This window comes from Pseudoxanthomonas sp. P4_B2, assembly GCF_056402315.1.
In genome coordinates this window covers 130,788-144,500 of sequence record NZ_JBFUHQ010000007.1, presented here as the reverse complement: position 1 = coordinate 144,500, position 13,713 = coordinate 130,788, and the positions used below count along the sequence as shown (strand labels likewise).

Here is a 13,713-nt window from a genome sequence, read left to right as displayed (position 1 = left end):
ATTGATGGAGTGATTCTCGAATCTGCAACATGGCCGTGGCCTCGAAGGATGTGGCGGAAGGCTATCCCGCGCGACGCCCGGCAGAAGTTCATTCGTGTAACCCTCTGTAACGGTTTGTAACCTCATCCAATTGACCTCGATCAACGGGCCGAACTATCAGGCGGCGCACCCTATCAGGACCAGACCCAGGGACCCTTGCGCTTGTCCTTTCCGACCAAATTCACCACGGCTATCGCGGTCGACACGTGGGACGCGAACTTCCGCTGGCGCGTGGGCGATGATCTGCGTGATCGCACCATCGATGCGACCTGGCGTCGCGTCGCTTCTGCTGTCGCAGGCGTAGAAGACGGCAACGCTGAAGAATGGGAACAGCGCTTCGTGGACGCCTTCCGGGACTGGCGGATAGTCCCCGATGCCCGCCTGCTCAAATGGGCGGGAACCGGGGTGCCCAGCATTAGGCTCGACAATCCCCAGGCCACGCTCAACCTGGGAACATTCGTCGTTCGTCCGCAGGCGTCGGAGCCCTATTTCGATTATGAGGCATTCAGCTATATGGCGGCTCTTGCTGTCCGACTCCTCGACGACGCCTGGCTGACCTACGGGGATAAACCCTCAACCTCAGCCATCTGCGTAGGCGTCATGGGATTCGCCGATGCCCTGGCCGCCTTGGGCTATTCCTATGCAGACGAGCGAGCGTGCGAATTCGCGTCCGTTCTCGGCAAGACGCTTTCCGCTGCGTGTCTGGAGTCCTCATTGCGACTGATGCAAGAACGTGGAGCCTGCCGGTTGGCAGCCGGAACAATCGAATGCAAAGCAACACATGGTTCTTGCCGCGCGCCATGTTGCATGTCGCGGCACCCACGAACGACGGCGATCCACTCGCAGCACCTGATCGCTATGTTCGCCAACAATGCCAGTGACGCGCTCGACCCTTTGTTTGGAACCGCCTGGGGTCAGACGGTGCATCGGGAATTCCCGATGCAGACAGATCCAATTGACACGGCGCAGATGCTTATACAACAGCTCAAGCTGCGTGGTCGCTTCCAGTCTTGGATCGATGCACCCATCGACTACCCGCTGGTATACAACGGCGAACGTCCGGCACAGAAGGTTATATCGGCATGCAGGCGATTCGCCGCCCAGCATCACCTGCCGGAGCCGCGATTCCGAAAATCCGAACAAGCGATCTCGAGCTTGGCATGAAGTGGATAGTTCCCCTGTCAGCACGAAGGCTGCAAATTGATCCATGTCATGGTCTGATCGCATGCATACAACCAAGATGTCGCCGCGACCCTTCTAACGAGAAAATCGAAATGCAGCCTTCCTTCAATCGTTTCGCTAAAGTCGTCGCGCGATTCACTGGCCGGCCAGTGAGTTTCGGACTTGCTATGCTGGTCATCGCGCTATGGCTGATCACAGGACCGATGTTTTATTTCAGCGATACATGGCAGCTGGTTATCAATACCGGAACCACGGTGGTGACCTTTCTGATGGTGTTCCTGATCCAGAACACGCAGATGCGCGACACCGAGGCGATGCAGATCAAGCTCGACGAGTTGATCCGGGTGACCGAGGCCGCAAGCAATGCGTTGCTGGATTTGGAAGAGTTGGATGAGGTCACGTTGGATCGTTATCGCGAAACCTACGAAGTTCTTGCACGCAAGTCGCGCTCCGACGAGCTGATAAAGCTGCCGGTCGATAGTAGTAAGCAGAGCTAGTTTCCGTCGGTAACCGGCAAACTGCACAGGGGCCGATTTCCGTTAGAAGACGGGTTACTTACCGAACAAAGCACACCGCCATTGCGCGAGTCCATCCTCGCCGCGCCGACTGCAGCCAGAAATTGGTCATAAGCAAGGATGAAGGCTTTCAGCATCCCGCCCTCCTGGAGGAAAGGCAAGGTGACCATTTTTTTGTACGCGGCAGACAGGCAGGCCTGCCGATGCTCAAGATCTGACAGCGCACAGTGCAATTCCAGCCGGCGGAGGCCCCTGACCCCTGGTTCTTGGTCAAGCTCCTCGCGCAGCATCGCTAGGAGCCAGGTACTTCTGTCGACCGCATCCTTGGCGTGCCTGAGCGCCTGCGCTTGGCCTTCGGCCGCAAGCTGTTCCGCTTCGAGGAAGACATTCCTGCCCATCAGTGCGAATAGAACACGGGTATGTTGGCTTCGAACAAGAGCTCGCGGGTCACGCCGCCCAGGGCCCATTCGCGGAAGCGCGAATGCCCATAACCGCCAACGACGAGCATGTTGGCATGCATATCCCTGACATGATCCAGCAACACAGAGGCAATCCGATTGTCGTGCGCCTGACGCACCTGCACGTTGACTTTGACGCCATGGCGCGCCAAGTGAGTCGCGATGTCCGCCCCCGGCTGCTCGCCGTGACCAAGCTCTCCTCCGACAGGATCCACGATGAGGATATCCACCGACTCTGCGGTTATCAGCAATGGCAATGCATCGTGAAAAGCCCGGGCGCACTCGCGCGTGGGTCGCCAGGCGGCCACTATCCGCTTCGGGGGTACCGGCACTTTACAGCGCGGCGGAATGACCAATACCGGACGTCCCGATTCAATCAGCAAACCACCGAAGTAGGTTCGGGAAATGTCGCCCTCCTTACTGTCCCCTAGAACGCCGGCGATGACGGTCAGGTCGGCGTAGTGCGCGCAATGAGCCGCCAGTTGGGAAGGATCGCTAAACAGAGCCTCGACCATCCGCACTTCCGTCGAGACGGTTTCCTTCTCTAGCCTTTTCGTCAAAGCCACTACGTTCACCTTACCTTGCTCGCGTAGCTGCTGATAAAGGTCGCCCACGGACGGATCCGGGATCAGACCCCACGGACCCTCTGCAACAGGCATAGGCAGATTGACCATCTCCATAACGGTGAGGTGGGCCTCATGAGCCAGGGCCAGATCAAGCGCCATATTGAGCGCATAACTGTCGCCCGAAGTTCCGGTGATGGGTATGACAATATCTTTAAACATATTCCTGCTCCCTTGGCATCGCGGTGTCGTGCAGACGAACTACGCGGCAAATCGAAGCGATGGGATTTGATCTGCGTCAATATCCAGTCGATTTCCGGATATTGAAATAAGGAACATCCCCGGCATCCGATTGATCCAGATCAAGTATGGCCCCCAGGTGATCCTTTAGATTGAAAATCCTGCCTAATCGGGGCAATGCGCGTGAACAGCGAAAGGCTGTGCAGGTATGTACTTGAAGAACTGGCATTCGATCCACGCGCCGATGCTTCCGGAATCGGAGTCACGGTGGAGAACCGCGTTGTCGCCCTCACGGGGCATGTGCACTCGGCAGTCGAAAAAACGGTCGTGGTGAATGCGGTCAAGCGACTCAAGGGAGTCAGGGGAATAGTGGTTAACATCGACATTCTCCCGACAACCGAACTCAAAATGGAAGACGGGGAAATCGCCAAGCGCGCGGCAGCGGTACTTGCATGGCACCGCTCCGTCTCACCCGATTCAATCACGGTCACCGTGAAGAACGGCTGCGCAACCCTGTCTGGAATTGTCGATTGGCAATTCCAGAGATTGGCCGCCGAAGAGGGCATTCTCAGTCTCTCCGGTGTCACTGGTATTAGCAACGAGATTTCCATTCGTAGCACTTCGCAGAAAACCGATATCCGGAAGGCAATCGAGGAGGCGATGCATCGTCTCGCCGATGTTCATGCCTCGCAAATCAATGTGGCCGTGGATGAGATAGGCCACGTCAAGCTGGAAGGTCGCGTCGTTGGCTGGCAGGCCAGAAACACCGTCGAAGATGTCGCATGGATGGTGCCCGGCGTGCGTGATGTGGACAATCAGGTCAGAATTTGCTGAAGCAGATATCGCTTTCCATGAGAGCTACATTGATGCTCGCGGTGGCGCTTTCTCTATATGACGTCGTACAAAAGACCAGGTCACTTCCATAGCATCGCCGAATCCTAGATCGGCGACGTCACCGCCCGATTGACTAGTCTATCCCTGATCAGAGTAGTCATTGATGCAATCAGTGCAAATGATTGGTGGCTGCAAAGGCTGCTGGTGTTAACCAGCCTAAGCTCTGATGCGGTCGGCAATGGTTGGATTTCACCTGAATCGGGAGGGCTTACTTGCAGCTCCGATACAAATCCTCAAAAACATGATCAGGCATCCATGTCTCGTACTGGTCCGGAGTGCCCAATTTCCGGACCACCACGTAACCAGCAAAGATCCTGCCGCAGCTAGGAGGGGGGTTCATGCTCTGGCTTGAGCTGAGTTTGCTAAAGCGGATCTTGTAGTCAACATTTGAGATCCCAGCGGCCTTGACCTTGGGGCCGAACCTACGTGACGCATCACGGTCGATCGCATCAAACAGCGCCATCTGCTCTTGCGGTGTGAACGGCCGATCTGAGCTATATGGATCCACTTACACGCTCCGCGCAAGCTGGTGATGTCGTTCGTACCAATTCATCCATTTATCGGGCGGGCGCACAGCAGATCAATCGCGGAAGATCGACCGTCCCGTGAACTCGGCAACCAAAGCAGTCCAAAGAGCCTTAAGCAACTTCACTGGCGCGCTTCCCCTAAGCGTGACCACCAAGACGCAACCATAGTCCCTATGGCGCGAGCAGATTGAAATGGCCTTTCCTCAGGACCACAGCACCCTATTGTTGCGCGGCCCTTCCAGTGACAACAACGTAAATAGTTCACACACTCTGCCGCCCCTTCGATGTGTATACGATGCATCGTGCGTAAGTCGCGGAACGGACCGCTGGCATTCGACAACGCGGTCCCCGTCGCGGCAGCCAGGATCAAGGGCATCGATTCGCCAGTTGCCAGCCAGGCCGATGTGCTGGTGGTGCCGGACCTGGAAAGCGGCAACCCGCTGGCTAAGCAGCTCGAATACCTTGGCGGTGCGGTCAGCGCCGGCATCGTGCTCGGGGCCAAGGCGCCGATCGTGCTGGTCAGCCGGGCCGATTCAGGGCAATCGCGGATCGCCTCCTGCGCGATCGCGGTACTGGCCGCGCGCCACTACCGGCGCCATCCGCCATGACCATGCGCGTTTACGTACCGCATCCGGACGCATTGAAGCACTTCAGGCACGTATCGACGCGAAATTGGCCATTGCTTGATGATGCCATCCGCTTTGATCCGTGTTTATGCCTGAAAAAAGCACTCCCAACCGCAACTGGACCGCGGGGAGCGCATGGGATCGATACGCCTCGCACTTGACCTCGATCAATATCCGGCTCTCGGACTCGTCGCACGATCGGCAACCATGAAGGCACCAGGGACGGTTCTCGATTGCGGCGCTTCTCTCACGCCGCTGTTTGTCACCCTTCCCCGACCGATCCGGAGCACGACCATGCCATACGAGGCGCAAAAGCAGACCGCCGCCGACGAGAACCGCCTACGGACCCGCTACGACAATTTCATTGGCGGTGAATGGAAGGTGCCGGTGAGGGGGCGCTACTTCAAGGACATCAGTCCGATCGATGGCACCACGCTGTGCGAATTCGCGCGTTCGGACGCCGACGATGTCGAGCATGCGTTGGATGCCGCGCACGCGGCACGCCGCGCTTGGGCACGGGTCTCGCCCGCCGAGCGCGCCGCCATCCTCAATCGCATCGCCGACCGCATCCAGTCCAATGTGGCGTTGCTGGCGCGGGTCGAAACCCTCGACAACGGCAAGCCGATCCGCGAAACGCTCAACGCCGACGTCCCGCTTGCGGCCGACCACTTCCGTTACTTCGCCGGCTGCATCCGCGCGGAGGAAGGCAGCATCGGGGAAATCGATCACGACACCATCGCCTACCATTTCAAGGAACCGATGGGCGTGGTCGGCCAGATCATCCCCTGGAATTTCCCGCTGCTGATGGCGGCTTGGAAAATGGCGCCGGCGCTGGCGGCGGGCAACTGCGTCGTGATCAAGCCGGCATCGGATACGCCGATGAGCCTAGCCGTGCTGATGGACCTGATCGGTGATCTGCTGCCGCCAGGCGTGCTCAACGTGGTGTTCGGGCACGGCTCGGAGGTCGGCACGCCGTTGGCGCGCAGCCCGCGCATCGCCAAGATCTCCTTCACGGGTGAAACCAGCACCGGCAGGCAGATCATGCAGTACGCCGCCGAGACCATCATTCCGCAGACCATGGAGTTGGGCGGAAAGTCGCCGAATATCTTCTTCGCCGACGTCATGGAGCATGACGACGATTTCCTCGACAAGGCGCTGGAGGGCTTCGCGATGTTCGCCTTCAACAAGGGCGAAGTGTGCACCTGTCCGTCCCGCGCACTGGTGCACGAGTCGATCTTCGACGAGTTCGTCGAACGCGCCGTGGCCCGCGTGGCCATGATCAAGGTCGGCGATCCGCTGGACCCCGCCACGCAGATGGGGCCGCAGTGCTCGGCCGGCCAACTGGAGAAAATTCTCGGTTACGTAGACGTCGGCCGGCAGGAAGGCGCCAAATGCCTCACCGGCGGCGCGCGGGCGCAGCCTGGCGGCAGGCTGGACAACGGCTTCTTCATGCAGCCGACGGTGTTTTCCGGCGACAACAGCATGCGCATCTTCCAGGAGGAAATCTTCGGGCCGGTGCTTTCGGTGACCCGCTTCAAGGACCTGGACGATGCCATCGCGATCGGCAACGACACCGTGTACGGCCTGGGCGCCGGCGTCTGGTCGCGCAGCGTCCACAACACGTATCGCGTCGGCCGGGCCATCGAGGCCGGCCGCGTGTGGACCAACTGCTACCACCAGTATCCGGCGCACGCGGCCTTCGGCGGCTACAAGCTGTCGGGCTTCGGCCGCGAGACGCACAAGATGATCCTCGATCATTACCAGCAGACCAAGAACCTACTGGTCAGCTACGACACGCATGCTGCGGGGCTGTTCTGAGAGGCTCGTCGCTCGCATACCGGTCCGGCCGCCGTGGCCGGGCCGGACCTCCATGGAGAATGTGGTGTTGTCCGATCGGGTCGTCTTCACCGACAGAGCGCTCGAACTGCTGCGGCAACTGCGCGCGCAACACGGCGAGTTGATCTTTCATCTCTCTGGCGGTTGTTGCGAGGGCAGCGCGCCGATGTGTTTTCGCGCGGCGGACTTCCGCGTCGGCCAGCAGGACGTGCTGCTGGGCGTGGTGGACGGGTGTCCGTTCCATGTCGCCGCAGCACATTTCCGGTACGTGGCTCCTTTCCAGCTATGCATCGACGTTGTCGACGGCGGCGGCGACAGCTTCTCGCTCGAGGCAGTGGACGGCGTGCGCTTTATTGCGCACTCGCGCCTGTTCACCGATGCGGGACAGTCTCCCGTCTTCGATGACGTGTACGGCTCCAGCTTTAAGGAGAACTGAATTCCGACGCGCCGCAAGCGACGGTTATAGGAACCGAAAGAAGGCGAATGGCTGGGGCTTGATCGAGGTCAATATCCATAGGTCGGCTTCGCATAACCTCAAAACCATCAGATCGAAGGAGAATCTTCTATGACCAAGACCATGCGAGCCGCAGTCGTACACGCGTTCGGGCAGCCACTGGTGCTCGAGGAGGTACCTATCCCGGTCCCGGGACCTGGCGAAGTGCTAGTGAAGATCATTTCGACCGGCGTGTGTCATACCGATCTTCACGCCGCCGACGGAGACTGGCCGGTCAAGCCGACGCCTTCATTCATTCCAGGCCATGAAGGCGCTGGCATCGTCGCGGCGGTGGGGCCCGGCGTGAATAATCTGAAGGAAGGCGATCCGGTCGGGATCGCGTGGCTGCACGATGCTTGCGGCGGCTGCGAGTATTGCGTCGGCGGATGGGAGACCCTATGCGAATCCCAACACGACAGTGGCTACAGCGTGAACGGCACGTTCGCCGAGTACGCCATCGGATCGGCCGCCTATGTCGCACGCTTGCCCGACAATCCGGATTTCGCGGCCTTGGCTCCGATACTTTGTGCCGGTGTCACGACCTACAAAGGCATCAAGGAAACGGAGGCCAAGCCTGGCGAGTGGATCGCGATCTCTGGTATTGGTGGATTGGGTCACATCGCCATTCAGTACGCCAAGGCCATGGGCTTGCACGTCGCGGCACTCGATGTCTCCGAAGAGAAGCTGGCATTGGCCAGGCAACTGGGCGCAGAAATCGCGCTCGATGCAAGATCGCCCGACGCGGTAGCACAAATCGTGAAGCAGACAGGCGGCGGCGCGCACGGCGTGCTGGTCACGGCCGTGTCGCCGCCCGCTTTCAGCCAGGCGCTTCGCCTGGTGCGGCGCAAGGGCACGGTAAGCCTGGTGGGCTTGCCACCAGGCGATTTCCAGACTCCGATCTTCGATGTGGTGCTGAAACGGATCACATTGCGCGGCTCGATCGTTGGCACGCGCAATGACCTCGCCGAGGCGCTGGCTTTCGCCGCGGATGGGAAGGTTCGCGCCCACATCCACAAGGCGAAACTGGATGACATTAATCAGGTGTTTGCGGATCTCAAGGCCGGCAAGGTCGATGGCCGCATTGTGATCGATCTGTGATCTTGGCTGATCTCGAAACTGGCTTCAATCGTGAGGTTACCTCCGGATCGCCTACCCTCTCCCGCTCGGCCTACGACATCCACCGCTTAGCGTCTCGGATGTGCGGCCGATCTTGCTCTCTTGCGGCTCGATCCCCTAAGGGAAGGAGCCTCGGGGGACCTGGGCAGTTCATTTGATCTTAGTCAAGGCGGAGCTGCCGCACGTACCGTACCTTCCGGATCATGGCAACCAACACCATGACCATGATCACCAACGCCGACTTGCTGCGTCGTTACGACCGGCCAGGCCCGCGCTATACGTCCTATCCGACCGCGCCGCAGTTCAGCGAAAGCTTCGGCGAGGCCGAATTGCGCGAGGCAGCTCAGCTCAGCAACGGCGACCCGATCCCGCGCCGCTTGTCGCTTTATCTCCATGTCCCGTTCTGCATGAGCCCATGCTTCTATTGCGGCTGCAATCGCATCATTACCCGTGACACGGCCCGCGGTGAGGTCTACCTGACCCGCCTGTACCGCGAGATCGAACTGACCTCGGCCCTATTCGACCGCGACCGCGAGGTGATCCAGCTGCATTTTGGCGGCGGCACCCCGAACTTCCTTTCACCAGCGCAATTGGGCGAAGTGGTGGATGTGCTGCGCGGCCAATTCCGCTTCAGCAATGCGGTCAATCGCGATATTTCGATCGAGCTCGACCCTCGCTTCCTGAAACCCGACGATGTGGGCGAACTGGCCGCGGCCGGTTTCAACCGTGCCAGCCTCGGCGTACAAGATTTCGACCCCGCCGTGCAGGAAGCGGTGAATCGCATCCAGGGCGTGGACGAGACTCTGGCGATCATCGAGGCCTGCCGTACGCATGGCCTGCGCTCTGTCAACGTCGACCTAATCTACGGCCTGCCAAAGCAGACCCTGCATGGCTTCGCGCGCACCCTGGATACGATTATCGATGCGCGCCCCAGTCGCTTGGCAGTGTATGGTTACGCGCACCTGCCGGCCATGTTCAAGGCCCAGCGCCAGCTCAATGCAGACGACCTGCCACCAGCGGAAGTGAGGCTGCAGTTGCTGTGCCTGGCGATCGACAAGCTCACCACTGCCGGTTATGTGTACATCGGCATGGATCATTTCGCCCTGCCCGACGACGAGCTTGCGCTCGCCCAACAACGTGGCGGTCTGCATCGCAATTTCATGGGCTACACCACACACGCCGACACCGACCTGGTCGGCATGGGAGTCAGCGCGATCAGCCACATAGGCGACAGCTTCAGCCAGAATCCGCGCGACCTCCCCGGCTGGCAGGCCGCACTGGACGAAGGCCGCCTGCCGGTGTTCCGCGGCATGCGCCTGTCCGAGGACGACATCCTGCGCGCCGATCTGATCCAGCAACTGATGTGCCAGGGCGAAATACCGATCGGCGCGCTCGAACGCCGTCATGCGATCGACTTCCAAACGTATTTCGCCGACGCGCTGGTCCGGTTGCAGCCTCTGCGCGAAGACGGCCTGGTGCACTTCGAACCCGGGCGCATCGTGGTGACGAGACAGGGCCGGCTGTTGTTGCGTAACATCGCCATGTGCTTCGATCATTACTTACAAGTTCCGACCGATCACGCGGGTGTCGTCCCGACGCGCTTCTCGCGCGCAATCTGATCGCACCGGAGTCGCTGGCGTGAGCGCGACCACATTCCCGCGGCTCGACCACGGCATCCTTGCTGACGACGGCGACGCGCTGAAGTTCTGCTCGACCTGCGCGTTCTCCCAAGCCTGCCTGGCGCAGGGCATGGACAAGATCGCGTTGATGGACCTGCACATGCTGGTCGAACACGTCGGCCCCTTGCATGCCGGCGATCATGTGTTCCGCGAAGGCGATCCGTTCGAGGCCATCGCGGCGGTGCGCGCGGGCACGGTCAAGACCTACATGATCGACCGCAACGGCCACGAGCACGTTCTCGGCTTCCATCTGCCCGGCGAGGTGATCGGGTTGAACGCGATCGATGGCGACCGTTACCCATGCAATGCGGTCGCGTTGGACACAGTAATGCTGTGCCGGTTCTCGTTCCCGAAGATCTCGGTGCTGGCCGCGCGCCTGCCAGGGTTGCAGCAGCACCTGTTCCGGCTGATGAGCCGCGACATCGGCAATGCGATCCAGCTGGCCGGCGACTGGTCGGCCGACCAGCGCATGGCGGCGTTTCTGCTCGGGCTTTCGCGCCGGCTGGCGGCACGTGGGTTTTCGCCCGACCGCTTCCAGCTGACCATGGCCCGCACCGACATCGCCAACTACCTGCGCCTGGCGCCGGAAACCGTAAGCCGCGTGCTCAAGCGCTTCCAGGACGCGGGCCTGCTCAAGATCGATCGGCGCGAAGTGGAACTGGCCGAACGCGAACAGCTACAGGAACTGGCTGCGCCGGTACTGCGGAGCTAGACATTGAAGCGGAACCTGCTTCACGACCCCACCTGATCCAGGCATTCGCGCCTCCCTCTCGCAAGAGGGAGCGAATCGGTCGCCGACGGCTGCTGGACGATGCTGATCCCCCTTAACTTGATCCAGATCAGGGCGGACCCGGCGGAAGGAAACGAACATGCCGCGAACCTAATGGGAGAGCGGCAATGGGCAATACCCGCAAGCTTTGGCTGGGCCTGGCGGTCCTGCTAGTCGCGTCCTTCAGTGTGCTGCTGTGGGCCGGGGGCGAGATTTTCCGCGCCGCGCCGCCGATGCCGGAGAAAGTCCTGGCCGAGGATGGCAACGTGGTCTTCACCCGCACCGACATCGAGACCGGACGTCAGGTCTGGCAATCGATTGGCGGCATGCAGCTGGGCTCCATCTGGGGCCACGGCGGCTATGTCGCTCCCGACTGGAGCGCCGACTGGCTGCATCGCGAAGCGACCGGAGTGCTTGATATCTGGGCGCGTCGCGATGGCGGCATGGCCAGTTACGCCGACCTGCCGGCCGAGGAACAGGGTGCATTGCGCAGCCGTCTGCAGCAGATGATGCGGGCCAACACCTACGACCCTGCGACCAAGACGATCACCCTGAGCCACGACCGCGTCGCCGCGATCTCCAACGTCGCCGCGCACTACGAGAGCTTGTTCGGCAACGACCCGGCGACGCTCGAACTGCGCGAAGCCTATGCGATGAAACAGGACACGGTCGATACCCTGGAACACCGACGCGCGCTGATCGCGTTCTTCTGGTGGACCGCGTGGGCCGCGACCACCGAGCGCGCCAACGACAACGACAGCCAGGCCTTGGCCCCCGCTCGGGGCGGCATCGCCAACAAGAAGGTCACCTACACCAACAACTGGCCCAGCGAACCGTTGGTGGGCAACACCCCGCCGCCGGCTTTGTGGGTATGGTCGGCTTTCAGCGTGATGTTCCTGATCGCCGGTATCGCCATCCTCGGCTGGCACCATGCGGTCACCCATGAACGTGGCGAACAAGCGCACACGATCCCGGCCAGCGATCCCTTCGCCGCGTTGCGGATCACTCCGTCGATGCGCGCGGTGGCGAAATATTTCTGGGTGGTGCTGGCGTTGTTCCTGGCCCAGATCCTGCTGGGTGCGATCACCGCGCACTACCAGGTCGAGGGACAGCAGGCCTATGGCTTCGCTCTTTCCGACTACCTGCCGTACTCGCTGTCGCGGACCTGGCACACGCAGCTCGCGGTGCTGTGGATCGCGGTGGCGTGGCTGGGCACCGGCCTGTACATCGCCCCGGCTTTGTCCGGGCATGAGCCTAAATTTCAGCGCTTCGGGGTCAACTTCCTGTTCGTCTCGCTGTTGATCATCGTGGTCGGTTCGTTCACCGGCCAATGGTTCGCGGTGATGCAGAAGATGGGGTTGAAGTACAACTTCTGGTTCGGTCACCAGGGCTGGGAATACGCCGACATGGGCCGCTTCTGGCAGTGGTTCCTGTTCGTCGGCCTGCTGCTCTGGGTGACCCTGGTCGGGCGCGCGCTGTGGCCGGTGCTGCGCGGGCCGGCTAATGCTTCGAGGTCGATCATCGCTCTGCTGTTCGCTTCCACCGCTGCCATCGGCCTGTTCTTCGGCGCCGCGCTGATGTGGGGCGAGCACACCCACATCTCCGAAGTCGAATACTGGCGCTGGTGGCTGGTGCACCTGTGGGTCGAAGGCTTCTTCGAAGTGTTCGCGACCGCGGTGATGTCGCTGATCTTCACCCGCCTGGGTCTGATCAAAGCCTCCACGGCCGCCGCCGCGGTGCTGTTCGCGACCATCGTGTTCATGGCCGGTGGCGTGCTTGGCACCCTGCACCATCTGTACTTCGTCGGCACGCCGATCTCGGTGGTGGCGTTGGGCGCGAGCTTCAGCGCGATGGAAGTGGTGCCGCTGGCCTACATCGGCTTCGAGGCCTACCACACCTGGAAACTGGGCAAATCGACGCCGTGGATGGCCCGTTACCGCTGGCCGGTGATGTTCTTCATCGCGGTGTCGTTCTGGAACCTGGTCGGCGCCGGACTGTTCGGCTTCCTGATCAATCCGCCGCTGTCGCTGTACTACATGCAGGGTCTCAACCTGACCCCGCTGCATGGCCACACCGCACTGTTCGGCGTGTACGGCATGCTCGGCATCGCCCTGGTGCTGTTCTGCCTGCGCGGCTTGCGCGGACAAATGGTATGGGACACCAAGCCACTGAAGGTGGCGTTCTGGTGCCTCAACATCGGCCTGGTCTTGATGGCGCTGCTGACCTTGTTGCCGTTGGGCACGATGCAGTTGCTGGCGGCGATAGAACATGGCTACGCCCATGCGCGCTCGGCCGAGTTCATGCAGCAGCCGATCGTGGAGATGCTGGTGTGGATGCGGGTGCCGGGCGACACCATCTTCAGCATCGGCGCGGTGGCCCTGGCCTGGTTCGTGCTGCGGCTGTGGATCGCACCACGGCGCGAACCTGCCCTGGTTGGCCAGGCTACCGAAGGCGCCGATCGCTGAACGAGCGACGGCCTGGCACCTGCCGGGCCGTTGAACCTATCCGCCCTCCCTCCTTCGGAACATTCATGCCATGCGATACACACTCAGCACCTACGGCACGCCGGATATCACCGCGATAGAACAGGCCATCGCCGGATGCGATCCCGCGGTGGTTCTCGATTTCGACATCGTTGCCTCGATGGTCAGGATTTCGTCGGTGGCGACGGAAGCGGAACTGATCGACTGTCTGCGGCAAGCGGGCGTCACCACTGGAGCGGATCAACTCGTCCGCCTGCCTTCGGAATGCTGCGGCGGTTGCGGTGGCTGAAACG

At 61.0% G+C, this 13,713-nt stretch carries 13 protein-coding genes; 11 read left to right on the top strand and 2 right to left on the bottom strand.

The window, feature by feature from the left end; translation table 11 throughout:
* The first annotated feature begins 201 nt into the window (after positions 1 to 201).
* Entirely contained in the window at positions 202 to 1,203 is a 1,002-nt protein-coding gene (locus tag AC1DTQ_RS16610; protein WP_477851002.1) for a hypothetical protein, read from the top strand.
* 110 nt (positions 1,204 to 1,313) lie between these two features.
* Positions 1,314 to 1,718 carry a low affinity iron permease family protein gene (locus AC1DTQ_RS16605; protein WP_477851000.1) on the top strand — a complete coding sequence of 135 codons (405 nt, stop codon included), beginning with the start codon at positions 1,314 to 1,316 and terminating at the stop codon, positions 1,716 to 1,718.
* Here the strand turns inward: AC1DTQ_RS16605 and AC1DTQ_RS16600 are convergent.
* Positions 1,715 to 2,134, bottom strand: coding sequence for a hypothetical protein (locus AC1DTQ_RS16600; protein ID WP_477850999.1), 420 nt, complete (start codon positions 2,132 to 2,134; stop codon positions 1,715 to 1,717). The genes AC1DTQ_RS16605 and AC1DTQ_RS16600 overlap by 4 nt on opposite strands.
* Complete coding sequence (locus AC1DTQ_RS16595) at positions 2,134 to 2,979, bottom strand: universal stress protein (RefSeq protein WP_477850997.1); 846 nt, start codon at positions 2,977 to 2,979, stop codon at positions 2,134 to 2,136. Before AC1DTQ_RS16595 ends, AC1DTQ_RS16600 begins: the two co-directional genes overlap by 1 nt.
* A 195-nt stretch (positions 2,980 to 3,174) precedes the next feature.
* Between AC1DTQ_RS16595 and AC1DTQ_RS16590 the strand changes: the two genes are divergently transcribed.
* From AC1DTQ_RS16590 to AC1DTQ_RS16550, 9 genes are all read left to right on the top strand, one after another.
* The gene (locus tag AC1DTQ_RS16590) at positions 3,175 to 3,831 is read left to right on the top strand and encodes a BON domain-containing protein (protein ID WP_477850996.1); all 657 of its coding nucleotides are present in this window, start codon (positions 3,175 to 3,177) and stop codon (positions 3,829 to 3,831) included.
* 889 nt (positions 3,832 to 4,720) lie between these two features.
* Entirely contained in the window at positions 4,721 to 5,026 is a 306-nt protein-coding gene (locus tag AC1DTQ_RS16585; RefSeq protein WP_477850994.1) for a phosphate acyltransferase, read from the top strand.
* Between the two features lie 312 nt (positions 5,027 to 5,338).
* Positions 5,339 to 6,862, top strand: coding sequence for an aldehyde dehydrogenase family protein (locus AC1DTQ_RS16580; protein WP_477850993.1), 1,524 nt, complete (start codon positions 5,339 to 5,341; stop codon positions 6,860 to 6,862).
* Positions 6,863 to 6,914: 52 nt separating this feature from the next.
* On the top strand, positions 6,915 to 7,316 hold the full coding sequence (locus tag AC1DTQ_RS16575; RefSeq protein ID WP_477850992.1) for a DUF779 domain-containing protein: 402 nt from the start codon (positions 6,915 to 6,917) through the stop codon (positions 7,314 to 7,316).
* Positions 7,317 to 7,445: 129 nt separating this feature from the next.
* The gene (gene adhP, locus AC1DTQ_RS16570; protein WP_477850991.1) at positions 7,446 to 8,471 is read left to right on the top strand and encodes an alcohol dehydrogenase AdhP; all 1,026 of its coding nucleotides are present in this window, start codon (positions 7,446 to 7,448) and stop codon (positions 8,469 to 8,471) included.
* A gap of 221 nt (positions 8,472 to 8,692) precedes the next feature.
* Positions 8,693 to 10,108: an oxygen-independent coproporphyrinogen III oxidase gene (gene hemN / locus AC1DTQ_RS16565; RefSeq protein ID WP_477850990.1), complete on the top strand. Its 1,416-nt coding sequence runs from the start codon at positions 8,693 to 8,695 to the stop codon at positions 10,106 to 10,108.
* Positions 10,109 to 10,127: 19 nt separating this feature from the next.
* A complete protein-coding gene (locus AC1DTQ_RS16560) occupies positions 10,128 to 10,880 on the top strand; it encodes a helix-turn-helix domain-containing protein (RefSeq protein WP_477850989.1) in 753 nt (250 codons plus the stop codon).
* A 185-nt stretch (positions 10,881 to 11,065) separates the two neighbouring features.
* A complete protein-coding gene (locus AC1DTQ_RS16555; RefSeq protein WP_477850987.1) occupies positions 11,066 to 13,402 on the top strand; it encodes a nitric-oxide reductase large subunit in 2,337 nt (778 codons plus the stop codon).
* A 70-nt stretch (positions 13,403 to 13,472) separates the two neighbouring features.
* The gene (locus AC1DTQ_RS16550) at positions 13,473 to 13,709 is read left to right on the top strand and encodes a hypothetical protein (protein WP_477850986.1); all 237 of its coding nucleotides are present in this window, start codon (positions 13,473 to 13,475) and stop codon (positions 13,707 to 13,709) included.
* Positions 13,710 to 13,713: the final 4 nt, after the last annotated feature.

Coding starts and splice junctions, on each gene's coding strand:
- AC1DTQ_RS16595 (WP_477850997.1), bottom strand. CDS start 2,979: ATGTTTAAAGATATTGTCATACCCATCACCGGAACTTCGGGCGACAGT.
- AC1DTQ_RS16600 (WP_477850999.1), bottom strand. CDS start 2,134: ATGGGCAGGAATGTCTTCCTCGAAGCGGAACAGCTTGCGGCCGAAGGC.
- AC1DTQ_RS16605 (WP_477851000.1), top strand. CDS start 1,314: ATGCAGCCTTCCTTCAATCGTTTCGCTAAAGTCGTCGCGCGATTCACT.
- AC1DTQ_RS16575 (WP_477850992.1), top strand. CDS start 6,915: ATGGAGAATGTGGTGTTGTCCGATCGGGTCGTCTTCACCGACAGAGCG.
- AC1DTQ_RS16550 (WP_477850986.1), top strand. CDS start 13,473: ATGCGATACACACTCAGCACCTACGGCACGCCGGATATCACCGCGATA.
- AC1DTQ_RS16590 (WP_477850996.1), top strand. CDS start 3,175: ATGCGCGTGAACAGCGAAAGGCTGTGCAGGTATGTACTTGAAGAACTG.
- hemN (WP_477850990.1), top strand. CDS start 8,693: ATGGCAACCAACACCATGACCATGATCACCAACGCCGACTTGCTGCGT.
- AC1DTQ_RS16555 (WP_477850987.1), top strand. CDS start 11,066: ATGGGCAATACCCGCAAGCTTTGGCTGGGCCTGGCGGTCCTGCTAGTC.
- AC1DTQ_RS16580 (WP_477850993.1), top strand. CDS start 5,339: ATGCCATACGAGGCGCAAAAGCAGACCGCCGCCGACGAGAACCGCCTA.
- adhP (WP_477850991.1), top strand. CDS start 7,446: ATGACCAAGACCATGCGAGCCGCAGTCGTACACGCGTTCGGGCAGCCA.